The organism is Oceanobacillus halotolerans (assembly GCF_010993955.1).
Taxonomy (GTDB): Bacteria; Bacillota; Bacilli; order Bacillales; family Amphibacillaceae; genus Oceanibacillus_A; species Oceanibacillus_A halotolerans.
This window is the reverse complement of the sequence record NZ_WIXL01000002.1, coordinates 99,559-124,448: the sequence shown is the minus strand read 5'-3', so window position 1 is coordinate 124,448 and position 24,890 is coordinate 99,559. Positions and strand designations below refer to the sequence as shown.

27 protein-coding genes, 1 pseudogene and 1 riboswitch are annotated in these 24,890 nt (G+C 35.0%); of the genes and pseudogenes, 25 read left to right on the top strand and 3 right to left on the bottom strand.

Features of this window, described 5'->3' with window-relative positions; genetic code table 11:
• Position 1: 1 nt before the first annotated feature.
• The 3 genes from GHC26_RS03600 (at position 2) to GHC26_RS03590 (ending at position 1,489) form a co-directional block, all read left to right on the top strand.
• Complete coding sequence (locus tag GHC26_RS03600; protein WP_163969906.1) at positions 2-439, top strand: peptidylprolyl isomerase; 438 nt, start codon at positions 2-4, stop codon at positions 437-439.
• Between the two features lie 20 nt (positions 440-459).
• Entirely contained in the window at positions 460-909 is a 450-nt protein-coding gene (locus GHC26_RS03595; protein ID WP_163969905.1) for a M50 family metallopeptidase, read from the top strand.
• Between the two features lie 232 nt (positions 910-1,141).
• Positions 1,142-1,489, top strand: a complete 348-nt coding sequence (locus GHC26_RS03590) for a GNAT family N-acetyltransferase (protein ID WP_163969904.1) — start codon at positions 1,142-1,144, stop codon at positions 1,487-1,489.
• Between the two features lie 288 nt (positions 1,490-1,777).
• Here GHC26_RS03590 and GHC26_RS03585 read toward each other — a convergent pair whose 3' ends face one another.
• Positions 1,778-1,867, bottom strand: coding sequence for a YjcZ family sporulation protein (locus GHC26_RS03585; protein ID WP_163969903.1), 90 nt, complete (start codon positions 1,865-1,867; stop codon positions 1,778-1,780).
• 281 nt (positions 1,868-2,148) lie between these two features.
• Between GHC26_RS03585 and GHC26_RS03580 the strand changes: the two genes are divergently transcribed.
• Positions 2,149-2,904 carry a segregation/condensation protein A gene (locus tag GHC26_RS03580; protein WP_163969902.1) on the top strand — a complete coding sequence of 252 codons (756 nt, stop codon included), beginning with the start codon at positions 2,149-2,151 and terminating at the stop codon, positions 2,902-2,904.
• Positions 2,886-3,482 carry an SMC-Scp complex subunit ScpB gene (gene scpB / locus GHC26_RS03575; RefSeq protein WP_163969901.1) on the top strand — a complete coding sequence of 199 codons (597 nt, stop codon included), beginning with the start codon at positions 2,886-2,888 and terminating at the stop codon, positions 3,480-3,482. The genes GHC26_RS03580 and scpB overlap by 19 nt, the downstream gene beginning before the upstream one ends.
• Positions 3,483-3,634: 152 nt before the next feature.
• Here the strand turns inward: scpB and GHC26_RS16165 are convergent.
• Positions 3,635-3,839: pseudogene (locus GHC26_RS16165) on the bottom strand (transposase); the annotation flags it as partial.
• 323 nt (positions 3,840-4,162) lie between these two features.
• On the opposite strand from GHC26_RS16165, the gene GHC26_RS03570 reads away from it, so the two are divergent.
• The 14 genes from GHC26_RS03570 to GHC26_RS03505 all read left to right on the top strand — a co-directional run bounded on the left by GHC26_RS03570 (position 4,163) and on the right by GHC26_RS03505 (position 17,980).
• Positions 4,163-5,029 (top strand): superoxide dismutase, encoded by an 867-nt coding sequence (locus tag GHC26_RS03570; RefSeq protein WP_163969900.1) that lies wholly within the window; start codon positions 4,163-4,165, stop codon positions 5,027-5,029.
• Between the two features lie 101 nt (positions 5,030-5,130).
• A complete protein-coding gene (locus GHC26_RS03565; RefSeq protein ID WP_163969899.1) occupies positions 5,131-6,225 on the top strand; it encodes a D-alanyl-D-alanine carboxypeptidase family protein in 1,095 nt (364 codons plus the stop codon).
• Position 6,226: 1 nt separating this feature from the next.
• Entirely contained in the window at positions 6,227-6,811 is a 585-nt protein-coding gene (locus GHC26_RS03560; protein ID WP_163969898.1) for a nucleoside recognition domain-containing protein, read from the top strand.
• 43 nt (positions 6,812-6,854) lie between these two features.
• Positions 6,855-7,385 (top strand): spore maturation protein, encoded by a 531-nt coding sequence (locus tag GHC26_RS03555; RefSeq protein WP_163969897.1) that lies wholly within the window; start codon positions 6,855-6,857, stop codon positions 7,383-7,385.
• A gap of 605 nt (positions 7,386-7,990) precedes the next feature.
• Positions 7,991-8,728 carry a pseudouridine synthase gene (locus GHC26_RS03550; protein WP_163969896.1) on the top strand — a complete coding sequence of 246 codons (738 nt, stop codon included), beginning with the start codon at positions 7,991-7,993 and terminating at the stop codon, positions 8,726-8,728.
• A gap of 56 nt (positions 8,729-8,784) precedes the next feature.
• On the top strand, positions 8,785-9,357 hold the full coding sequence (gene resA / locus GHC26_RS03545) for a thiol-disulfide oxidoreductase ResA (RefSeq protein WP_163969895.1): 573 nt from the start codon (positions 8,785-8,787) through the stop codon (positions 9,355-9,357).
• A gap of 35 nt (positions 9,358-9,392) precedes the next feature.
• A complete protein-coding gene (resB, locus tag GHC26_RS03540; RefSeq protein ID WP_163969894.1) occupies positions 9,393-11,036 on the top strand; it encodes a cytochrome c biogenesis protein ResB in 1,644 nt (547 codons plus the stop codon).
• Positions 11,037-11,059: 23 nt separating this feature from the next.
• Positions 11,060-12,250: a c-type cytochrome biogenesis protein CcsB gene (gene ccsB / locus GHC26_RS03535; RefSeq protein ID WP_163969893.1), complete on the top strand. Its 1,191-nt coding sequence runs from the start codon at positions 11,060-11,062 to the stop codon at positions 12,248-12,250.
• Between the two features lie 106 nt (positions 12,251-12,356).
• Positions 12,357-13,073: a response regulator transcription factor gene (locus tag GHC26_RS03530; protein ID WP_163969892.1), complete on the top strand. Its 717-nt coding sequence runs from the start codon at positions 12,357-12,359 to the stop codon at positions 13,071-13,073.
• Positions 13,073-14,839 (top strand): ATP-binding protein, encoded by a 1,767-nt coding sequence (locus GHC26_RS03525; protein WP_318936970.1) that lies wholly within the window; start codon positions 13,073-13,075, stop codon positions 14,837-14,839. The genes GHC26_RS03530 and GHC26_RS03525 overlap by 1 nt, the downstream gene beginning before the upstream one ends.
• Before the next feature lie 49 nt (positions 14,840-14,888).
• A riboswitch (cobalamin riboswitch) is annotated at positions 14,889-15,079 on the top strand.
• A 154-nt stretch (positions 15,080-15,233) separates the two neighbouring features.
• Entirely contained in the window at positions 15,234-15,626 is a 393-nt protein-coding gene (locus GHC26_RS03520; protein WP_163969890.1) for a DUF4430 domain-containing protein, read from the top strand.
• 5 nt (positions 15,627-15,631) lie between these two features.
• The gene (locus GHC26_RS03515; RefSeq protein WP_163969889.1) at positions 15,632-16,144 is read left to right on the top strand and encodes an ECF transporter S component; all 513 of its coding nucleotides are present in this window, start codon (positions 15,632-15,634) and stop codon (positions 16,142-16,144) included.
• 79 nt (positions 16,145-16,223) lie between these two features.
• Complete coding sequence (locus tag GHC26_RS03510) at positions 16,224-16,760, top strand: RNA polymerase sigma factor SigX (RefSeq protein ID WP_163969888.1); 537 nt, start codon at positions 16,224-16,226, stop codon at positions 16,758-16,760.
• Positions 16,757-17,980, top strand: coding sequence for a hypothetical protein (locus GHC26_RS03505; protein WP_163969887.1), 1,224 nt, complete (start codon positions 16,757-16,759; stop codon positions 17,978-17,980). The genes GHC26_RS03510 and GHC26_RS03505 overlap by 4 nt, the downstream gene beginning before the upstream one ends.
• 623 nt (positions 17,981-18,603) lie before the next feature.
• Here GHC26_RS03505 and GHC26_RS03500 read toward each other — a convergent pair.
• Positions 18,604-18,858, bottom strand: a complete 255-nt coding sequence (locus GHC26_RS03500) for a ferredoxin (RefSeq protein ID WP_163969886.1) — start codon at positions 18,856-18,858, stop codon at positions 18,604-18,606.
• A 261-nt stretch (positions 18,859-19,119) separates the two neighbouring features.
• On the opposite strand from GHC26_RS03500, the gene GHC26_RS03495 reads away from it, so the two are divergent.
• The 6 genes from GHC26_RS03495 to GHC26_RS03470 all read left to right on the top strand — a co-directional run bounded on the left by GHC26_RS03495 (position 19,120) and on the right by GHC26_RS03470 (position 24,787).
• A complete protein-coding gene (locus GHC26_RS03495) occupies positions 19,120-20,211 on the top strand; it encodes a helix-turn-helix domain-containing protein (protein WP_163969885.1) in 1,092 nt (363 codons plus the stop codon).
• Complete coding sequence (locus GHC26_RS03490; RefSeq protein ID WP_163969884.1) at positions 20,186-21,739, top strand: RecQ family ATP-dependent DNA helicase; 1,554 nt, start codon at positions 20,186-20,188, stop codon at positions 21,737-21,739. Before GHC26_RS03495 ends, GHC26_RS03490 begins: the two co-directional genes overlap by 26 nt.
• On the top strand, positions 21,723-22,292 hold the full coding sequence (locus tag GHC26_RS03485) for a CPBP family intramembrane glutamic endopeptidase (protein ID WP_163969883.1): 570 nt from the start codon (positions 21,723-21,725) through the stop codon (positions 22,290-22,292). Before GHC26_RS03490 ends, GHC26_RS03485 begins: the two co-directional genes overlap by 17 nt.
• A 9-nt stretch (positions 22,293-22,301) precedes the next feature.
• Positions 22,302-22,595 carry a hypothetical protein gene (locus GHC26_RS03480; RefSeq protein WP_163969882.1) on the top strand — a complete coding sequence of 98 codons (294 nt, stop codon included), beginning with the start codon at positions 22,302-22,304 and terminating at the stop codon, positions 22,593-22,595.
• A 152-nt stretch (positions 22,596-22,747) separates the two neighbouring features.
• Complete coding sequence (locus GHC26_RS03475; RefSeq protein ID WP_163969881.1) at positions 22,748-23,332, top strand: genetic competence negative regulator; 585 nt, start codon at positions 22,748-22,750, stop codon at positions 23,330-23,332.
• Between the two features lie 174 nt (positions 23,333-23,506).
• Positions 23,507-24,787: a Glu/Leu/Phe/Val family dehydrogenase gene (locus GHC26_RS03470; protein WP_163969880.1), complete on the top strand. Its 1,281-nt coding sequence runs from the start codon at positions 23,507-23,509 to the stop codon at positions 24,785-24,787.
• The last annotated feature ends 103 nt before the right edge of the window (positions 24,788-24,890 follow it).

The following is a 24,890-nucleotide window of genomic DNA, read 5'->3' as shown; positions in this document are numbered from 1 at the left end:
AATGGCTAAAAAAGGATATATTTTAATGGAAAATGGAAATAAGATTGAATTTGATTTATATGAAAATGAAGCACCTAATACAGTTGCTAACTTTGAAAAACTAGCTAACGAAAAATTTTATGATGGATTAACATTCCATAGAGTCATTGATGGATTTGTTAGCCAAGGTGGATGCCCGAATGGAAATGGTACGGGAAATGCAGGATATACAATTAAATGTGAAACAGAAGGTAATCCACATAAGCATGTTGAAGGGTCATTATCAATGGCACACGCTGGAAAGGATACTGGGAGCTGCCAATTCTTTATTGTTCATGAGGAGCAACCACACCTAAATGGAGTTCACACTGTTTTTGGTCAAGTCACTTCTGGAATGGAATATGTAAAACAGATGAAAAATGGAGATGTTATGCAAAAAGTAGATGTTTATACAGCTTAATGGAATAGGATAAAAGGGATATGGATTTATATATTGTTATCATTTTTCTATTTATTATGGCCCCAATAGCAACATTCATCCATGAGTTCGGACACGCCATTGGAGCAAGAATGAGGGGGGCTGACAATGTTAACCTGTCCCTTGGTACTGGTAATAAATGTATCCATTTTAATCTAAATAACATACACATTACAATCTGTTCTCTCTATTTTCTTGGTGGCCTTGTATGGAGTAATCGATCTACACCTTATTCTAATTCTGAATTAGTTTTGATAGCACTAAGTGGGCCTATTAGTAATGGAATGGTTGCATTAGTTAGCTTTATTCCTTTTTACTTTATACCAAATAGTTATCTTTCTGTATTTATATTATTTAATTTATGGTTATGTATTATGAATTTGATCCCGTTTAAGATTAAACAAAAGAAATCGGATGGGTATACCATTTGGCAAGTTCTGTTTGAAAAGTAACATTATTATAGCTAATCGAATAAATAATAGTATGAATACGGGGAAATATGTTTATACTGGTCAGTGAGTACTTTTTTAGAACAAACGAATAATATTTATTAGGAGATAAAAAAGATAATTGACAAACTTACTCGATTAATGCATAAATAGAGATACAAACAATTGTAGAGACAAACCAATAAAGGTAAATATAAAATAAAAGTTGGTTCGTTTCTTATGATGAGGGATATTTATGTTAATTCGCTATAAGAAAAATATGGAAAAAATTGCAATGGGTTTACTGTCTTTTATGCCTGAAGAGAAGGACGTAAAAAAATTGCAACAAACGATAAAAGAATATGAATCAAATCCAAACTGGCACCTGTTCTTATGGAAAGAAGAGGATGTTCTTGGTGCGATTGGATTAAGAATTGAAAATGATATTAATGCGGTTGTCCAACATATATCTGTCAATCCTTCTCATCGTAACATGGGAATTGGAAAGAAGATGGTTCAGGCCATTACGGATATGTATGAAGAAAAATATGCCGTATGTGCCGATGATGCTATAGAGGATTTTTATTTAAAATGTAAGGACTAACATAAAAATAAAAACCAGCTCTTACCTGTATAGGGCTGGTTTTTATTTTTACCCCGCATGTAACTGGCAGGCTGCCTAAAACGGTGATGTCCTCGCATAAGAAAAATACTTTTGCTTGGTGCGATGTGTCGCTGTCGCAGCTTTCCTTGTCATGTGGCAATTTTTGGCACTAGCATGTCCTGTCTAGTCGAACCCCACTGTTTGAAGTTTCACTTTATTACATTGTTTTAGTAAATATACAACAGCCCTCAGAAGGAAGACCTACTGAAGGCAAGTTGCATTCCTACCTTATAACCATGCAGCACCAACAATAATCAGAAGAATAAACAGCACGACGATTAAGGCAAATCCGCCGCCATATCCATAGTGTCCTCCCATGATAAAATCCTCCTTTTTTTGCTTAACGAATAAATGTTTTTTTGATAACATTTATCTTACAGTAGTAACTTATGTATATAGAAACATTGGTGTATGGGCGTTTATTAGAAATTATTCTAATTTATCCGCATATAGTTGTTGATCAATATAAGCGTGATGTCTCCTGTTGCAAAGGTGGAATTAGCACATCCTGTCGGGTCGAAAACCTCACACTAATTATGGTAACCACATTATATTCATGCAATAAATCTGAATATGGCGTTATTTGAAGGAGGAAAGCAATGCAACCAGCTTATCAAGTGAAATTAGATTCGTTTGAAGGACCACTTGACTTATTGCTACATTTGATTAAACAATATGAAATTGATATTTATGATATTCCCGTTGCACAAATAACAAAACAATATATGCATTATATCCACACGATGCAACAATTAGAGTTAAATATAGCAAGTGAATACCTTGTGATGGCGTCAACTTTAATTGCATTGAAAAGTCAAATGTTATTACCAAAGCAAGATCTAGATGAAGAGACAGATGATTATATGGAAGATCCACGTGAAGAGTTAATGCAGCGATTAATTGAATACCGCAAGTATAAAGAAGCTGCTGAAGAATTGAAGAAAAGAGAAGTGGAATCACATCAAATTTATACAAGGCCTCCAGTTATTTTCGAAGACCTTCGGAAGGAGCAGCCTCCTGTAAATAATGATGTATCTATCTATGATATGTTAGGTGCATTACATAAAATGATGGAAAGAAAGCAATGGGACCAACCATTAGATACCACTATTAAACGTGCAGAAATTCCAATCGAAGAACGGATGGAAGAAATAGTAACCATTGTGAAACGATCTTCTAATGGAATTGTATTTGATCAGTTATTTCCTCATTATTCCAAGCAGCATATTGTCGTTACATTTATGGCACTATTAGAATTAATGAAGCATAATACAGTTTATTGTAAACAAGAAAAATCATTTGATTTACTATATATATATTATATGGAGGAGACAAAGTGGAAATATCAAAGCTAAAGGCGATAACAGAAGGCTTGTTGTTCGCTAGTGGTGATGAAGGGATGACAATTAAGCAATTAGCACGCATTCTAGAGATCTCTAAACAAACCGTTACACATATAATAGAAGAATTGAAGTTTGATTATAACCATACAGAACGGGGAATTATGCTAATAGAGTCTCATCAAGTTTTTCACCTTACAACAAAGCCTGAACATAGTACATACTTTCAACGGCTTGTACAAACACCTCATTCCAGTAGAATGTCCCAAGCTGCCTTAGAAACACTAGCTATTATTGCTTACCAGCAGCCAATTACGAGGACGGAAATAGAAGAAATTCGTGGAGTAAAAAGCGATCGACCTGTACAAACGTTATTAGCTCGGTCGCTTATAGAAGAGGTTGGTAGAAAAGAGGGTATTGGTAGGCCGATCTTATTTGGAACGACTAAAGAATTTTTAACGTATTTTGGGCTAACATCCTTAGAAGAGCTACCACCATTACCAGAAGAAATTAATGATGAATCCATCGAACAGGAAGCAGATCTATTCTTTGAAAAATTTGCCGATATGAATCCATCGAATACGGATGAATAAAAGTCTCGCCAAGCGATATTTTCAGCTTGTAAAGAAACTCTGGCTTTTTTATAAGCTTATTTTTACACTTAGCTCCAGGAGCAAATACCACTCGCTTTCCGCGGACGAACGCCCGATCCTCCTAGCGTAATCCACGTTTCGGGGGTCTCGGATCATTCGTTTTTCCGCAGGAGTATCGCGGTATTCGCCCCTCCGCCAATCATGTTCTGACAGGCAGCTGTCAGTAATACTTGTTATCAAACCTTTTGTTTTCTGCGCAAAGCGACAATAACGCGGCCCGTGCAGTTCCTTTGAATCTGCAAAGCTCCGTTCTACTTTCCTATTTCTCATGTAATAAATCCTTTTCCCTTCATTGGAAAGTCGCTACAAACAAACCTGTTCCTTGTCATCCTCCTAAACATGGCGTGTGATGTTTTTTTTGTGGTGATATGTACTTCAGTAGTGTGGTGATCTAAATAGAAGAAATCCTCTGGTTTATTTTCGCGGTATAATTATCCACATTCAGAATCTGCCTCACTGACTTTGACCTCCTTGATCTTATTCATCTCCTCCTTTTCTTTAGCGGCTTTTTTTGAAAAAATCAGGCTGGCGAGATTTTTTATTTTAAAATAAACAGTTCCCTTACTAGGTATGCAGCACAATGTCTCATGTAGCCTCATAAACTAAACAGAGGTGATTATATGACTGTACAAAAAAAGGAATATCTAGAGGAGCTGTATAAATGGGGGGAAGAGGTAAAGCGTACATTAAATGAAGCAAATATCCCCAATAACACACATGATACGTTGGTAGGACAAATTAGTCAGTGGCAACAAAAAATAAAGCGTTTACTAGAGGATGAAGGGCATATACAGAATGATGAGGTCATCGCCTTACAAAAAGAAGGAGAACGCTATGCAACTGATATTACCACACTCCACCGTAAAGAAAAAAAGCAAATTGGAAAACATCAACTTCCACCATTGCCATATAAGTATAATGCATTGGAGCCGTATATAAGTGAAGAAATTATGCGGCTACACCATCAAAAGCATCATCAATCTTATGTAGATGGATTGAATAAAGCAGAAGAAGCTATTTACAAAAAACATCATAAAATGGAAGATAGTATGCTAAAACATTGGTTACGTGAGCAGGCATTTCATGGATCGGGACACTTTTTGCATTCGATTTTTTGGAAAAATATGACCCCAAACAGTAAAAAGGAAGCTTTTGGTGATATACGTATGCAAATTGATAAGGACTTTGGTTCGTTTACTAACTTTAAAAACCTTTTTACAAAAGCTGCCTCTTCTGTTGAAGGTGTTGGTTGGGCAACACTTGTATGGCTACCTGATAGTAAAAAGCTAGCCATTCAAACACTTGAAAAGCACCAATTATTTCATATAGCAACAATGATTCCATTATTAGTACTAGATGTATGGGAACATGCATATTATTTACAATATAAGAATGATAAGAAAGAATATATTAAAAATTGGTGGAACATTGTGAATTGGGAAGATGTGAATAATCGTTTTAAAAAAGTCAAGAATACTTCTAATTAAAGCGGGGGGCTAGATCCCCCGTAATTATATATTCATATCATATCCAATTATCTTTTGCATATCTATATAAAGACACACTGTCTGTGAGGAGATGTCTTTAAATGCGCTATTTCGTAACGTTAGTATTAGTGGTGTTTTTTGTTTTTTTAAATCCGATTATTGGACAAGCAAAACCAAGTGTATCAGCTCAAAATGCGATTTTAATGGAACAAAACTCTGGTCGAATTTTATTTGAGAAAAATCCTCATCAACAACAGCCAATTGCCAGCATCACAAAGATAATGACAGCAATTGTGGCGATTGAGTCTGGGAAATGGGATGAAGAAGTGACGGTAAGTGAACGAGCTGTTTATACGGAAGGCTCCTCAATTTATTTAGAGGAAGGAGAAAAAATGTCGTTAGGGGATCTTGTCTATGGGTTAATGTTACGATCTGGGAATGACGCTGCAGTTGCCATAAGTGAACATATTGGTGGTAGTGTAGAGGGTTTTGTTTACTTAATGAATGAAAAAGCAAAATGGATCGGGATGGATAATACCAATTTTGTTAACCCCCATGGTCTTCACGATGATAATCATTACTCAACTGCATATGATATGGCTGTCTTAATGCGATATGCAATGGAAAATGACATATTCCGAAAAGTAACCGAAACAACTTCGTATAAATCAGATAAACGAGCTTATGCATGGCAAAACAAAAATAAATTATTAACATCACTTTATGAGTATTGTATTGGTGGTAAAACAGGGTTTACTAGAGCTGCTGGTCGAACATTGGTATCGGCTGCGCATAAAGAAGATATGGATTTAATTGCGGTGACGTTAAATGACCGAAACGACTGGCAAGACCATATTAATATGTTTGAATGGGGTTATGATACGTATAATTTAGAGGATCTCATGGAGGAGGGATCAGTAACCTATGAAACGAAAACAGGAGAAGAAATTACTGGTTATCTTCATGAGGCGTTGCGATTTCCATTAAGTGATGTAGAAAAAGATAGTATAGATAGACAAACTTTCTTGTTAGAGGAAATAAATGAATCAGAGGATGTTATAGGAAAAAGTATCTTTTACCTGAATGATAAACCAATTGCAGAAACATCTATTTTTTCTAAAAAACACCCAAATCAAGAAAAGGGTTTCTTTTCTACAGTCCTATCACTCTTCAAGCAAATTATAAGGGTTGGATAATATGGTCAATATCATATGGGCGTATATGGCAATCATAGGGATTGTTTACGCAATGTTTAATGGCACAATGGAAGAGGTTAACCAGGCTGTATTTGAAAGTGCAGATGAGGCTGTTACATTATCTATTGGTTTAATTAGTATTCTAGTATTTTGGCTTGGAATTATGAAGGTCGCCGAGAAGGCAGGTATTTTAAATGCATTATCAAGGTTATTTAGACCACTAGTCGTTAAATTATTTCCAGAAATTCCAAAAGATCATTCAGCAATCGGATATATTTTGTCCAATATAACTGCTAATATGTTTGGCTTAGGTAATGCTGCAACACCTATGGGAATAAAAGCAATGGAAGAAATGAAAAAATTGAGTGGATCGGATAAAGCTTCTAGGTCGATGATTACTTTTTTAGCTTTAAATACATCAAGTTTAACCATTATTCCGACTACTGTCATATCAATTCGCATGCAATATAACTCAGTATCACCGACGGAAATTGTAGGTACATCCATTATTGCAACACTTATATCGACTACGTGTGCTATTTTGATAGATCGTCTGTTTTATTCTATTGATAAAAGAAAACAGTAGGGAAATAGAAAAATTTGCTGTTTAAGGTTTGGAGGAGACAAAAATGGGTATTATTACAACGATAAGTACTTGGATAATCCCATGCTTTATATTGCTGGTATTACTTACTGCTATGTGGAAACGAATCCCAGCTTATGAGTTATTTGTAGAGGGAGGAAAAGAAGGTGTCAAAATGGCATTTTCTTTACTTCCTTTTTTGCTGGGGATGATCGTTTCCATTACTATTTTAAGAAGCTCTGGTGCGTTAGAAGCATTTATAGATCTCATTTCCCCTGTTTTAGTGTTTATTGGAATACCACCAGATATTGTTCCACTAGCACTTGTTAGGCCAATTTCTGGAACTGCTGCGTTAGGGATGACAACAGAATTAATTGATACACATGGCCCAGATTCTTTTATTGGTAGACTAGCCAGTACCATGCAAGGAAGTACGGATACAACATTATATATTTTAACGGTATATTTTGGTGCTGTTGGGATACGAAAAATGGGATATGCATTAAAAGTTGGACTCTTAGCAGATATAGTTGGTATAATAGCATCTATAATAGTAGTAACACTAATATTTGGATAGAATGTTAAAGTAGCGTTAACTTATAGTTAGCGCTACTATTATGTTGGCTTTTCTAAAAGATTGTTGATTTTTTAAGGGGAAAATTTTAATGAATAGTTGATGGAAATTGAGACGTAAATTGATATTGTGATAGTGATATCACTCGCTTCGGAAAAACACTACGCTTTCCGCGGGTGTCCCGTGAGCCTCCTCGTGCTATTGCACTGTGGGGTCTCACTTAGGCCACTGATCCCGCAGGAGTCTTCGTGTTTTTCCTACGCTGATTTGTGCATACCAATTCGTATCATTTATGCTCCTAATAAAACAGTTTATTGGAGCGTAGGACAGTCGACTCCTGCGGAAAAAACAACAGCTGAAGATCCCACAGGAAGCGATTTTTGCTTCCGAGGAAGCTAAAAGCGTTGTCCGCGGTAAAGAAGACACTGTGAAAACGAATAGTTTGAACAGATGTCGCACTTATGCCCATGGTGAAAGCGGCTGTCTGGAGCGGAAATAAACTACAATTCACTAAATTACGTCGCAATCTATAGAAGATGCGACATAAAAACCTACGTAGAAAACGAAATGAGCCTTATGGGTAAACTAAAACGAAAAACGGTGATAATATGAAACAAGAAGAAAGGTTACAAAAGGTAATAGCACAAAGCGGGGTTACATCAAGAAGGAAAGCAGAGAAGTTAATTGTAGATGGGAAGGTTAAAGTAAATAAAAAGACGGTAACAACATTAGGAACAAAGGTTACACCAGATGATGATATTGAAGTAGATGGTGTGCTTTTAGAAAAAGAACAACCAGTATATTATCTTTTATATAAACCAAGAGGAGTAATTTCCAGTGTAAAGGATGATAAGGGGCGTAAGGTAGTAACAAATTATTTAGAAGAAGTCCCTGAACGTATTTTCCCAATTGGTCGATTAGATTATGATACATCCGGAGTTTTACTATTAACGAATGATGGAGAATTTGCAAATCTCTTAATGCATCCAAAATATGGGATCGATAAAGTATATGTAACAAAAGTAAAAGGTATTCCAACAAAAAAGGATCTTTTGCAATTAAAAAAAGGTGTTAAATCAGATAATGATTTATTAAAAGCAGTTTCTGCAAAGGTGTTATCAACCGATAAAAAGAAGGGAACTGCGATATTAGAAATCGTTTTACACGAAGGGAAAAACCGCCATATTCGCCGCATGATGGAGAAAATCGGATTTCCTGTACAAAAACTAAAGCGAGAGAGATTTGGAATTATTGATGTCCATAATCTTCAACCAGGACAATTTCGAAAACTAACTCCACATGAAATTAAACAATTACGTCAACTAGCAACGAAAATTGTTAAATAATAGTCAAATTTAATACGATAGCTACGTGTTATAATGTTCTAGGGAGTGATCCGTATATGAACTTAGATCAAATAAAAGCAAAGAAAGAAAATAAAAAAAGAAAACGTCTAATCTTTAGAACTGCAGTTTTAGCTGTGTTGCTTGTAGCTACCGTATATGCTTTAGTTTCGAATGCAAATAAGGATAAAACAATATATGAGGTAGGGGACAAAGCTCCAGACTTTGAGCTTCAGCAAATTAATCAAAATAATGAATTAGAAACAATTCGTCTGAGTGACTTACAAGGTAAAGGTGTTATGCTGAATTTTTGGGGTACATGGTGTAAGCCTTGTGAGGAAGAAATGCCATATATGCAAGATTTGTATCCAGAGTATAAAGAAAAAGGAATTGAAATTGTTGCTGTCAGTTTAGATACAACAGAATTAGTTGTGCACAATTTCATCGATGAATATAATCTCACATTTCCTATTCCACATGATAAAGATAATAAGGTGAAAGATTTATATAAAATAGGGCCAATACCAAGTTCATTTTTTATTAATGCGGATGGAGAGATTGTGGAAATTGTAGAAGGTGCTTTAACATTAGAAGACTTAGAAGGATATTTGGAGCAAATTCAACCTGAATAAGATGAACAGCAACCTGTTTGCAGGAAGGGATATAAATGAAAAAAATAAAATGTGAGTGTGGGCATGTTAACCCAGAGGGAACAGTCCTTTGTGAGGCATGCGGGAAACCTATTGAAGAAAATCAACATATTGATGGTAATGATAAACGAAAACTGTTAAACATGCGGTATGATGGAAGTGCCCGTAGATCGCAAACCTATAATAAATCAATTATTGATAAGACATGGAATTTCTTTTCCTCTGTTAAAGTAGGGGTATGGTTAATCGTTATAACATTAATAGCTTCTGCAATTGGTACTATTTTTCCACAGGAAATGTACATACCTGCTGACGCTGAATCACGTGATCCATCTATTTTCTATGCGGAACGCTACGGTCTTCTTGGTCAAATCTATTATCAGTTAGGACTTCATAATTTATATGGTTCATGGTGGTACATGACGCTAATCGCACTAATCGGAATTTCACTTGTTATTTGTAGTATTGACCGCGTTGTTCCACTATATAAAGCGTTAAAAAGACAGAAGCCTAAACGGCATGAAACATTCATTAATAGACAACGCTTATATAGTGAAACAAAGTCTGTAACCAAAGAAGAAAAAGAGAAAATGGTGAATCGATTAAAGCAACTGCGGTACCGTGTATCGGAACAAGATGGCCATATTTTAGCAGAAAAAGGACGTTTTTCTCGTTGGGGGCCATATGTGAATCATATAGGTTTAATTATTATTCTATTAGCAGCTATTCTACGCTTTTCTTCTGTATTGTATATTGATGAATATGTATGGGTTAGAGAAGGGGAGCAGATCGTTATTCCTGGAACAGGTGGCGAATACCTGATAGAAAACAAAGACTTTATTTTGGAAACGTATGACGAAAATGACGAACGGTTTCAAGAGTCTATTATGCAACAAGGTGGAATGATCCCAAGTAATTTCCAAACAAATGCGATTGTTTACAAACAACAAGAAGCCGATGTAACTGGTGCGGAATCAGAATTAGAAAAGATTGCAGAACAGGAAATTCGAATGAATGAACCTTTAAAGTTTGATGGGTATACCTTGTACCAGGCTGGCTATCAACTTGATGAGTTTAAGAGTATGACATTCGGAATTTATGATACAGAAGATGAGGATGAAGAGGGACTAGGGTCATTTACGGTAGATTTAACATCACCAGAATCTACGTATGAATTGGACAATGGATTTACGGTGAATGTGGACAAGTATTACCCTGATTATTATATGGATGATGGTGTTCCACGATCGGAAACAAATTATCCAAGAAATCCAGCTTTTGTATTTTCAGTCTATCCTCCTGAAACCGAAACACCAGAAATAAGTTTTGTTGGGATTGGTAGAAATATACCTGCAACGGAAGAAAATGACTATACTCTAGGGTTAGAGGACTTTCAAGTTCGTGATGTTAGTGGATTAACGGTTCGCCGAGACTACACCTTACCATTATTTGGTATTGGTGCCGCTATTTTCATGATCGGTGTTACACAAGGAATGTATTGGTACCACCGACGTATATGGATTCATCCAAAAGATGAAGGTGTATTAGTTGCAGCCCATACGAATAAAAACTGGTTTGGTGTGAGAAAAGATATTGAAAAAATAATCGAGGATACAAATGTCAACATGGTTGAGGACCAACAAGAATTAGACAAAAAGTAACCATGTATATAAGGAGGATATAAATGGATTTATTAACCATAAGTAGTATAGCACTTTACACTGCATTTGTGCTGTATCTTGTTGCTACTGGGTTTTTTGGTGCAACAATAAAAGATAAGCAGTCCGATAAGCGTAAAGGGAACATATCTGGCAAAATTGGTATTACATTGACCATTATTGGTTTTATTGCTCAGCTCGTTTATTTTATAACTAGATGGATTGTTAGTGGACATGCGCCAGTCAGTAACTTATTTGAATTTATGACATTTCTAGGAATGTGTATGGTACTGGCGTTTATCATCATTTATTTCATTTATAAATTAAGTGCTTTAGGATTATTTGCTTTACCTATAGCATTGATTATTATTGCATATGCAAGTATGTTTCCAACAGAGATTTCTCCGTTGGTACCATCACTACAAAGTCATTGGCTATATATACACGTAACAACTGTTTCGTTGGGACAAGGAATACTTGCAATCAGTTTTGTTGCTGGGTTAATTTATTTAATTCGACAAATTGATCAATCTGTCAAAAGTAAGAAAACGACATGGTTGGAAACTGTATTATATACAATATTCTTATTTATCGGCTTTATCGTGATTACATCAACATTTAATTTGATGGATTATAATGCAACATTTGAATATACAGAACAAAATGCGACAACCACAACAGAATATCATTTACCTGCTATTGCTGGTCCAAATGATGGTACACTGCTAACCGAAGATACGATGCAGCCGTTGTTTGAAACCCCTGAATGGATGCAAGGTGCAGATGCTGGTAGGAAGTTTAATACAGTAATATGGTCAGTCATAACTGGTTCCATCCTATATGGTCTAGTAAGATTAATTTTAAGAAAACGAGTTGGTGCAGCAATCCAGCCAATGCTTAAAAATATTAAACCAGATGTATTAGATGAAATAAATTATCGTTCCGTAACAATTGGCTTCCCTGTCTTTACATTAGGTGGTTTAATCTTTGCGGCCATTTGGGCTCAGATTGCCTGGGATCGATTCTGGGGCTGGGATCCAAAAGAAGTTTGGGCATTAGTTACATGGTTTTTCTATGCAGCCTATCTTCACTTAAGACTTTCACGAGGGTGGCATGGGGAAAAATCAGCATGGCTTGCAGTTGCTGGCTTTGGGATCATTATGTTTAACCTAATTGTAGTTAATTTAGTGTTAGCTGGACTCCATTCTTATGCTTAATGTTTGTACAAATAATGGATCCATTTTGTAACAATTATAATGCCTTGTTTTCTTTATACTTTTCTTCACAGTTCGTTTATACTGGAATGTAAGGGGGGAATGTATTATGGATATAAATGCGAAAGTGTTGGTTGCAGATGATGAAGAACGAATTCGTCGATTAATACGAATGTATTTAGAACGAGAGGACTATATTGTAGAAGAAGCAGATAATGGAACCGATGCACTGCAATTGGCATTGGAAAATGATTATGATGTCATTCTGCTAGACATTATGATGCCAGAAATGGACGGGATTGAAGTTTGTCAAGCACTACGGAAAGAAAAAGAAACACCTGTTATTATGCTAACGGCTAAAGGGGAAGAAGCAAATCGTGTTCAAGGCTTTGAGGTTGGGACAGATGACTATATTGTCAAGCCATTTAGTCCGCGTGAAGTCGTATTACGTGTAAAAGCATTATTACGGAGAGTGAGTGCATCGCATTTTGATGAAAATGAAACAGCACCAAAGAATTTATTAGTATTCCCGCACTTAACGATCGATTATGATGCGCATCGTGTTACGGCTGATGGGATGGAAGTAAGTTTAACTCCAAAAGAATATGAATTGCTCTGTTTTCTAGCAAAATCACCAGATAAAGTGTTCAATCGCGAACATTTGTTAAAAGAAGTGTGGCAATATGAATTTTTTGGTGATCTAAGAACTGTTGATACACATGTGAAACGGTTACGGGAAAAACTAAACAAAATCTCAAAAGACGCTGCAAAAATGATTGTAACCGTCTGGGGAGTAGGCTATAAATTTGAGGTAGATGATGCATGATGTTTTGGCGTAGTGTCGTTGGAAAGCTAGCAATAACGATTTTATTGCTAGTTTCTTTTGTATTGTTTATATTAACTATTTTACTATTAGAGTTTTTTGAAACATTTCATATTGAAGAAGCAGAAAAAGATATGATGCAAACCGCAACGAAAGTATCTGTAATGGTGGAACAGTATCAAAGTAGAGGGCTTTTAATTGAAACAGCAGAACAAGTAAAAGATCCTAAAAGTCGTGTTGCCATTCTTTTTAATGATGATACAGCTTGGGTATCAAATAGCAGTGATGATAATCTTGCCAAATTAGAAGATGATTGGCTCCAAAATGACCAAGAACTAACAACTGTATTAACGGACCAGGAAAAGGTTCAGAAACAAATGATGCTCCCAGATAGTAATGTGGAAGTAATGATTGTTGGTACACCTGTAGCAAGTACAGGTGGAGCTGTTTATGTCTATCAATCATTAGAGGTGGTTGATCAAACAAAAGCGGAAACAACGAAGATTATCTTTTTAGCTGCAGGAATTGCAATCATTTTAACAACTATTTTTGCCTTTTTTCTATCTACACGAATCACAGCACCATTGTTAAAAATGCGTGAAGCAGCATTTGATTTAACGAGGGGTGAATTTAATACAAAAGTACCAATATTAACCCATGACGAAATAGGTGGCTTAGCAATGGCCTTTAACCGCATGGGAAGACAATTGAAGTTCCATATTAATGCGTTAAGACAAGAAAAAGAACAACTGTCCAGTATTGTAAGCTCGATGGCTGATGGCGTGATAACATTAAATCGTAATGGTGATATGATGGTAACCAATCCACCAGCAGAACACTTTCTAGAAAACTTATATTATGAAAATAATGAACAAATAGATGATGAAAGTAACAAAAAATTACCATCAGAATTGAAAGAAATTTTACAACAAGTCATTGATGATGAATCCGAATCCATACACGAATTTAATATACAGGGACGTACATGGGTAATGATTATGACACCATTGTACGACCAGGCTTATGTACGTGGTGCTGTTGCAGTAATACGAGATATGACAGAAGAAAGACGTCTCGATAAATTGCGTAAAGATTTTATCGCCAATGTGTCACATGAATTACGTACGCCAATTTCTATGTTACAAGGGTATAGTGAAGCCATTGTGGATGATGTAGCAGAAAGTAAAGAGGAGAAGAATGAGCTAGCCCAAATCATCTATGAAGAATCACTTAGAATGGGGAGATTAGTAAATGAGCTATTAGATCTAGCTCGGATGGAAGCTGGCCATATCCAATTAAATAAAGAGTCTGTGAATATGGATACCTTTATTGATCGGATTATCCGTAAATTTAATGGAATTGCAGAAGAAAATCAGGTAGAATTAAAAGTATCCAAACAATTACAGGTAGATGCCGTTTATATGGATGCAGATCGGATTGAACAAGTGTTTACAAACCTAATCGACAATGCAATTCGTCATACAGGTGAAAGTGGATATGTTCACGTGATGATTGAATCCGATGAAAATGATTTTTCAGTATCTATTGAAGATAATGGTAGCGGTATCCCTGAAGACGATTTACCTTTTGTATTTGAACGATTCTACAAAGCAGATAAATCAAGAACAAGAAATAAAAAGAAAAAAGGAACTGGTTTGGGGCTAGCGATTGCGAAAAATATAATTGACGCCCATAATGGAGTAATCTCAGTAAATAGTCGGTTAGATGAAGGGACAACATTTACCTTTAGAATACCTAGAAAAAAGTAACCATCTAGTTTAAATTGTGTTGATTTATGGTAATGATATTAAAGAATTGAATATATGTTGTGAAATTGGTGCTAAAAAAGTGCTTAAAAGGGAATCTAGTGAAAAACTAGAGCTGTCCTCGCAACTGTAAGTGATGACGAAATAAGTAACAATCCACTGTATGAAAAGTCATATGGGAAGGAACTTAGAGTAGGTAATAATATCACAAGTCAGTAAACCTGCCAATTTCAATTGTTTCAATGCTTCGAGGGTATGAGCTATTGGGACGACTGAATACATAAGTGCTAAATTTTTATGTTTTTGAGTTGTCTAGCTAGCTCATGAGAAGGGGCTAGCTTTTTTAATGTTATCAAACGTTAACTACCCTAATAATATTGAACTGGAGGAAAGGAAAATGAACAAATGGTTTACTAGAATGCTTACACTATTTGTAGCAATTGGCCTACTAGTAGGTTGTGGTGCCGATGATAGTGAGGAACAAACAGAAAATGAGTCAGATGAAGCAACTGTCGTTATTACAATCTCAGAAGATGAGGGTGCAGAAGTCATTACAGAGAAAGAGGTTGCAATTGAAGAAAATGCGATCCTAATGGATGTAATGGAAGAAAACTTTGAAATTGAACATGATAATGGCTTTATTACATCAATTGATGGTCACGCGCCACAAGAAGACGAACAAAAGGCATGGATGTTTTTTGTAAATGATGAAATGCCACAAGTTGGTGCTGGAGAATTTGAATTAACACCTGGTGATGAAGTTAATTTCGATTTACAGGCTTGGGAATGATATAAGTGAACACTTATAAGTTAACTTTATTAGCAATATTGGCTGCACTAGCGGTTGTTGGCAGATTCGTTTTTTCGTTTCTGCCTAATGTACAACCAGTTACAGCAATCATTATCGTGTGTGGCTTATTTTTAGGACCACTTGCTGCTATTATATTAGCCATCTTAACGGCATTTTTGTCTAACATGTTATTGGGTATCGGGCTTTGGACAATTTGGCAAGTCGTTGGATGGGGGATTATAGGCTTAATAAGTGGAGTTATAGGAAAATATATGAAAGTATCTATTCTACCAATAATAATTTTTGCTATTTTCAGTGGCTATTTTTATGGGTTTATTATTTCGTTAACGACGTACCAAGTAACTGGAATGTTTTGGCCATATTATGTAGCAGGATTACCTTTTGATACGTACCATGCTATAGGTAACGGAATATTTATTGCCTTCCTATATCCGACTATGTCCTACTTTTTAAAAAAATATGCAAATAAGCGTTTTTTCCTTTATAATACCAACTAAGACTATGTTGGTATTTTTTTGCGCTATCATGAAACTTTTACATAAAACAAACGACTATTTCTATGATCGGGGGATACAAATGAGAATTGTCTTTGATGAAATATACGAAAAGTACCATCAGGATTTATATCAATTCATTTTTTACATGGTAAAAGATAGACAAATTACAGCTGATCTTGTTCAAGATGTATATATGAAAGTCCTACAATCGTATGATTCCTTTAAAGGGGATAGTAGCATAAAGACGTGGTTGTTTTCTATCGCTCGACATATTACGATAGATTATTTTCGGTCTCAAACGCGAAAACGAAAGCGGATAAAAGATTTTTTTAACTGGACTGAAAAAGGAGAATTTATTCCAGATAAAGGTCCTTTGCCAGAGGAAATAGCTGTACAAAATGAAATGATACAACAAGTCTATCGTTATCTTGATCATTGTACACCTGATCAGAAAAGTGTTTTAATTTTGCGCTTTATTCAGTTATTTTCTATTCAAGAGACAGCAGAGATACTAGGATTTAGTATTAGTAAAGTGAAAACAACTCAACATAGGGGATTAAAAACATTACGAACCTATTTGCTCCAACATGAACAGGAAGGGGGAGATGTAGTATGAAATCATCAAATGAAGAAGAGCGTAAAATGATTGAAAAGTTAGAACAACTTCCAACAATTAAGCATGATATTTCTAAAGAAGAATTATATGAACGTATCTCCGCCAAAATGGATCAACCCTCTAGTGGAAAACAGAAAAAAGTCCTTATTCCAGTAATTGGAACTATTTCTGCATTTGCAATTGTTTTATTATTAATTCCTATGCTTGTCAATAATGGGTCCAATCAAGCAACTGAAGATTCTTCCAATAACCAGGCTACAGAAGATAATACATTGGATGTTGCCCAGGAGGAGAGCACCAAGAAGGAATCTAATCTATCTCAAAAGGAAGAACCTAACAGGACGACGGATAACGAGGAAAAGACGGAAGAGGAACAAGCTGAATCTATGGCTCCAGAGTCATCATTGAAGAGCCATGTTGTGCATGATGAGCCTGCGTCTGATGAATCGATCCTTTACATGGCACTTGCTGATCGACAGGGACAGTATACTATACCGCTTTCCATTGTTATTCCAGAAGATGAGAATATTGCTTCATTCTACAATAAGTTAGATGATTATTTACAAGAAGACGAATGGGGTGTTAGTAATTATCTATTTCAAGATGTACTATTTGAAATGGATGAAGCGAATGGTATCGTCAATGCTACTTTTCCTGATGATTTTAATGTTGGTCAAAGCTCTGCAATGGCAACTATGTTTGAACAGTTATTAATAACGATGTTTCGCCCATATCAAATGGATTTAATTAAACTGCAACAAGAGGAAGGTAATCAGGGGATAGAAGTCGGTCCATATGGTATGATAGATGAAATCGAAATTATACATGACACTAATTTTGCCTATAAATTATATCGAGCATCTGATGAACATCAGTTTCTAATTCCAATTCCACAGGATGAATCTGTTACCATTGCTAATGCATTAGAAGACCTGAAGCAAAGTGACGAAACATTTAATGTATTCAACTCAGTACCAACCAATACGGAATTTACGGTAGCTGAAACTGGGAATACACTGGAAATCACAATCACTTCTACATTTGAGCCAACACAAGAAATGGTGACAATGATTGATGCAATCATGATGACTGCTAAAAGTTTTGGATATAGGATGGTACAATTTGAAAATGTAACCGTTGATAAGGTTGGCCCATATATTCTAACCGAACCTATTCAGGTACCAAATGCAGTTAATCCAATCCATATCAACACTAATTAAAGTAAGTTCTAAAAGATGATTGCTTTGCAGTACTCGCTCCAGTAAGTAGCTTTCACCATGGGTATGAGTTCGACATCTGTTCAAACTTGTTTCTATGGTGATAGCGGAGTTTATTTCTGGCGCAGTATATGATGTAGCAGTTTATATCAGCGGTAAAAACAACAAAGTATGCGTATTTAAGTCTTTCATATAAAAAACAACAAAATTTATAAAAGTACGTGTTCAAAAAGGAGGGTAAAAAGGACCGAGTCGGCTAAGGTCTCAGGCGTCCTGTTGCAACGCTGACACTAGCACGTCCTGTCGAGTCGAAAGTTCGAGGCGGCGAAGCTCCCAGCAGCGGAGTGTGTGCAATTAATACGTGAGCACAAGGAATGCTCCCTAGAATCTACATCGCAACAAGGAAAAGTGTAGTGTCTTTTCAAAGGAGCTGAAAAAGTAAGCCAACAAAGAATTAGATGTGCCATTTTTACCAGACTTTTTGAACATCCTCTTAAAGGCACCCTAACATAAACATTATTTGTAATAGGCAAGAATAGTACTTTTAGGATGTGTCCTAATATGATAATATTTAATTATTATGTAAAAAAGCTGATTTCACCTTGGAGAAATGAAACAGCTTCTCTTTATTCTTCCTCGTATTTTAATGGATCACGATGAAATGGTTTATCTGCTATTTTTATAGAATCGGATGGACAACCTTCGTAAGCGTCAAACAGATCATCTTCCAATTCAGTTGAAATTTCCATTGTCCCTGTATTATCGTCAATAATAACATATGCAATTCCTTCATCATCATAGTCATATATATCAGGAGCAGTGATACCACAAGCACCACAGGCTATACATGTTTCCTGGTCAACAATTGTATATTTTGGCATGTCATTTACCTCCTAACAATCTCAGAAACCTACCACCTTTTATTTTAAGTTTGTTTTGTAAATATTTCAATACTGGATGATTCATAGAAAAAAGATAAGAAGGTAAATGTTTAAAACATGTTACCACAGGCTTTTTTCTAAAAGATTGTTGCTTTTTCAAGTATAATTCTTAATGTATATATAGAAGACGTTAAAAAACAACAAATAATGCTAAAAGATTCTATACAAAACATATACCTTTCAAAAAAGGAGGTGTGATTCTTGCAACTACTTGATCAAATTATCATAACATGCTTGGAAAAAATAAAAACAGAACGAAGCATTCAAGCAATTTATTATATACTAATAGGTAAAAAATCAATCCAGACGGTACAAGATGCACATATATTTAAAATAGGATCATTTTATGGGATTTATAAAACGTTGGGTAGGGATGCTTTTGACGAAAGAATTTTACAATTAAAGAAACAAAATGTTATAAAGCCTCATGTTGAAAATACCATTCAACTAACAGAAAAAGGGCTAAATATAGTTCATCAACAGAAAGATGATTCGTTTTTTCAACATATTAATGGGTTACGTTATAGTGATATGGAAGTTGCATTCTCTGAAAGGTTGCTACTCGTTATTCAAACAGTAACGAACAGCAAAATGGGGTATTATTCTTTTATCCCAATCATAGATCGCTCAACCATTACAACATGGGTAAGACAGTTTTTTTATGTACATAAGGACAATCAGGATAAGGTTCTACTAGCACTGTATCATGAATTAAGACAGCTATTAAAGGGGATTAGTGATTTGCATGCATCTATTTTTGTAGACCGATTAACTGGCTACCAAAATTATGGACAAAGTATACAACAATTATGTTACCAATATAATTTACATGAGCATGATATTCAGTTACGATTAACTGCAACTCATCATTATATGTTACATGAGGTGTTAAACCTACAGTCTCAATATCCATTGTTAACTAATTTCGTCAATGATCTAACGACTAATCGATTTATTACAAATTCAGCTAAAAAAACGAATCAATTGCTTCATCAACATTATTCGCTAAAGCAGATTGCAGCCTATCGCGGTTTGAAACTGAATACTATTTATGATCATATAGTGGAAATTGCTATTTATGACCCATCTTTTCCATTACATCAATATGTCGATCAATCCGCATATCAAGAAATTATAGCTGCTATTAAGCAAGCTAATTCCTTTAAATTAAAACAAATTAAACAATTACTACGTGAAACAACTAGTTACTTTCAAATTCGGTTAGTTATTGCTACTACTACAATATCGTTGAAATCTGGTGAGAATAATGAATCAAACAGCCTATTTAATTGATAATTTACAACAATATTTTGGTTATGAAACATTTCGAGAAGGTCAACTAGAGATTATTGAGGATGTGATGAATGGAAACGATGTATTAGGGGTGTTACCGACTGGATCGGGTAAATCCTTGTGCTATCAATTACCAGCAAAACTTTTAGAGGGTATTACAATCGTCGTATCTCCCTTAATTTCGTTAATGATGGATCAAGTTAAAGAGCTTAAAGCAAATCATTTTAAAGAAGTAGTAGCTATTAATAGTTTTATGGAATATAACGAAAGGAAGAACGTCTTACAGAATATACATCAATATAAATTAGTATATGTTTCCCCTGAAATGTTACAACATCCAATTCTACAATCAACCTTAAAAAGGGTGCATGTTAGTTTGTTTGTGATTGATGAGGCTCACTGTATATCCCAATGGGGACATGAGTTTCGCCCTGATTACTTAAAATTAAAATCGATTATAGAAGATTTACAAGAACCAACAGTATTAGCATTGAGTGCAACGGCTACACCGACTGTCCAGGAAGATATTTTATCAATGCTTAATCGTCCATCCATGATAAAACATATTTACCCAATGGATCGAGATAATATTATATTTTCGATAGAAGAGGTTGGAGGTGATCGTGAGAAACTCATGATTATGAACCATATCTTTTCAACATATCGGGTTCCAACCCTTGTCTATTTTTCTAGTAAACAAGCGACCGAGGATGTATCCAATCGTCTACAAGAGGCAAATCCATCTTTAAGAATTGCTTATTATCATGGTGGGATGGAACATATAGATCGTATCTCCATTCAACAACAATTTACAAATGACCAATTAGATGTCATATGTTGTACGAGTGCATTTGGGATGGGTATAAATAAACCAAATATACGACTTATTATACATTATCATTTCCCAGCTCAAGTTGAATCCTTTATACAAGAAATAGGAAGAGCTGGTCGTGATGGTAATGCAAGTATCAGTCTATTGCTATATTCCAAGCATGACATTTATATACCACAATCATTTATTAGACAGGAATTACCGTCTCGAACTGAAGTCCATGATGTTATGGAAAAACTTTCTACATGGTTCAAAAAAGACATTACCTTACCTGACGATCAAGAAGAGATAGCTAGGGATTTTCAATTAAGTGAAATACAATGGCGATTTTTACGGTTCCAATTAGAAAAACATGGTATGATTAAAGGACAATCTATTCTTTACAGTGAGTTAAACTGGGAGCAAACATTTCATCAGATTGATTCTTTTATTCAGTCACGTCAGTTGTTAAAAGAAAAGAAATTAATAGAGATGGTTTCATGGATTAATGCGACAGATTGTTTACGAAGAAAAATTTACCAAAACTTTCAAACTACTATAAAAAAGCCTAAATTTGCTTGTTGTTCTAATTGTGGTTTCTCTTTTTCAGATTGGAAACCAGAACAGACACAACGAAACAATACTCCTTATTCTTGGCAAAAAAGACTGAAAAGGATCTTATTGGTAGGAGAGAAAATGAATGACAAAGCAAAGTGAAATCATAAAACAATTGACAGACCAAGAGTTAAAAATACAAGTATTATTGACGCAATTTTTTCTTTTATTATTGAGTATTGTATTAAGTTTCTTGTTATTTGAAAATGTTACAGATTGGTTTCTTTATTTTGATTGGGATTTACATACTATTTTTTACTATGGTGTACTACCTGGTTTGTTAATTGTGTTGATTGACTTAATCCTTATGGGAGTTTTTCCTAAACGTTATTATGATGATGGTGGCATTAACGAACGGGTATTTAAAAATAGAAGTTTTGTAGAAATTTTTTATATTACCCTATTTGTTGCTATTTCTGAGGAACTGTTATTTAGAGGAGTGATTCAGACGACAGTTGGTTATTTCGTAGCTAGTACAATTTTTGCCTTAATACACTTTCGTTACTTAAAGAAAATTGTATTACTAATATCTGTATTGCTCGTTAGTTTTTACATTGGTTATTTATTCGAATTAACAGAAAGTCTAACGGTAACGATTACGGCACATTTTATAATTGACTTTCTTTTAGCAATGGTAATTCGATTAAAAAAATGAGGTGATTCAATGGGTGTGGAAATGCAAAAATCACAAGATCAAGCACAAACGTTGCGCGAATTATTTGAAGAAGTTTCTGATACACAAACCAAAGGTAAGGTAGATCAAAGCAAAAGGAACAAAAATGTGGGTAACGATGATGATGTAGATATCTTAACATTACCACCGCGAAAGGAAGTTCACCATACGAGTAAGCAACGTTTAAAATTAAAATGGAGAAAGCCTTATATTCGATTATTTTTCGTAATGATAGTGATGACTGCTATCGTACTAGCCTATTTACTAATGTATGAATATGTGTGATGTTAGAAAATGTTTTGATTTTCAACTTTATGGAAACAATACGTAATCAATGTAGTACTTTTAGAAAAAACAATATGATGTAAAAAAATGAAGTTCAACAATGATACAACAAGCATATAATGATACTAAATGCGACCAAAGGGGGATGCTAAATGCGTATGGAACGAGTATCCGAAAATCAATTTACGATTTTTCTTACCTTTGAAGATCTCATTGAACGAGGTTTTACGACAGAAGATTTATGGCAGGATTTAGCCAGTGTACAGAACCTATTTAGTGATATGATGTTTGAAGCTAGCTATGAATTGGGTATTGAATTAGAAGGTTTATTATTAGTTCAAGTACAACTAATGCAAGCACAAGGAATGCATGTATTTGTCACACAGAGGGTAGAGCCGGAGAGTGTGGAAGATGATTTCTTTGAGATGAAAGTAACAATGGATGAGAGTGAAAATTTACTGTTCGTGTTCATGGATTTCGAACATGTTATTCAAGTAGCATCCCGTTTGTCGATACTCGATATTACAGGTGGTACCCTTTATTATATGGATGATCGTTATTATGTGGTAATTGATGAATCCGATTTACATGATGTAAAGAAAGAAGATTTTATTGCTATTATGTCAGAATTCTCTATACCAAGTATTATTACAATTCCTCGATTAGAGGAATATGGTAAACGTATAGTAAGTGAAAATGCAGTTGAGCAACTTGTTCAATCATTTTGTAATAAATGATAGTCAAATATTGAAAAAATGAAAAATATACATTGGTTTTTGAAATCGTTTCCATTTAATAAAAATTAGTTACAAAAATTCGTTTAATTTTATTGCATATTTATATTGAAAGTGTATACTAATCTCTGAGAACAGCATTAATAAATATTTATTTGTATTCTAGGAGGTAAATTCATGGTAGCCGAAAAAGCAGCAGATTCTACCAAAGAAAAAAGTAATCAGATGGATATATTAAGTTCAACACGAACTGTTGTAAAAAATGCGTTGGAGAAGTTGGGTTACCCTGATGAAGTATTTGAATTGTTAAAAGACCCTATCCGTATGATGACAGTAAGAATTCCTGTTCGAATGGATGATGGCTCAATAAAAATCTTCACTGGTTACCGTGCACAACACAATGATGCAGTAGGTCCCACGAAAGGTGGGGTTCGATTCCATCCTGATGTAACAGAGAAAGAAGTTAAGGCATTATCAATTTGGATGAGTTTAAAAGCAGGTATAGTAGATCTACCATATGGTGGAGGAAAAGGTGGTATAGTTTGCGACCCACGAGAAATGTCTTTTCGCGAATTAGAAGGAGTTAGTCGTGGGTATGTTCGTGCAATAAGTCAAATTGTAGGTCCAACAAAAGATATTCCAGCACCTGATGTATTTACGAACTCGCAAATAATGGCTTGGATGATGGATGAGTATAGCCGAATTGATGAATTTAATAATCCAGGGTTTATTACTGGTAAACCAATTGTACTTGGTGGTTCCCATGGAAGAGAATCTGCAACTGCAAAAGGTGTAACAATTTGTATTGAAGAAGCTGCTAAGAAAAAAGGTATTGATGTAAAAGGAGCACGTGTCGTTGTTCAAGGATTTGGGAATGCGGGGAGCTTTTTATCAAAATTTTTACATGATGCAGGTGCTAAAGTAGTTGGAATTTCAGATGCATATGGCGCATTGCATGACCCAGAGGGACTTGATATTGATTATTTATTGGATCGACGTGATAGTTTTGGTACAGTGACAAAATTGTTTAATAATACTATTTCCAATAAAGACCTCTTGGAGTTGGATTGTGATATTCTTGTGCCAGCTGCAGTAGAAAATCAAATTACCGAAGAAAATGCACATAATATTAAAGCGGGTATTGTAGTAGAAGCTGCAAATGGACCAACAACAATGGAAGCTACCAAAATATTATCTGAAAGAGGTATTTTATTAGTCCCAGATGTTCTTGCTTCAGCAGGTGGTGTCACAGTATCATACTTTGAATGGGTACAAAATAATCAGGGCTACTATTGGACGGAAGATGAAATTGCAGAAAAATTACAAAATATTATGGTGAAAGCTTTCAACTCTATTTATAATACAGCCCAAACTCGCCAAATTGATATGCGCCTAGCTGCATATATGATCGGTGTTCGTAAAATGGCTGAAGCCTCCAGATTCAGAGGTTGGGTATAATAAATAAAGTATGTAATACGTTAGAACTGAAAAAATAACTCCTATCCTGTATAGTTAGATAGGAGTTTTTTTGTGAGGAAAGGCTTTTTTCTAAAAGATGTTG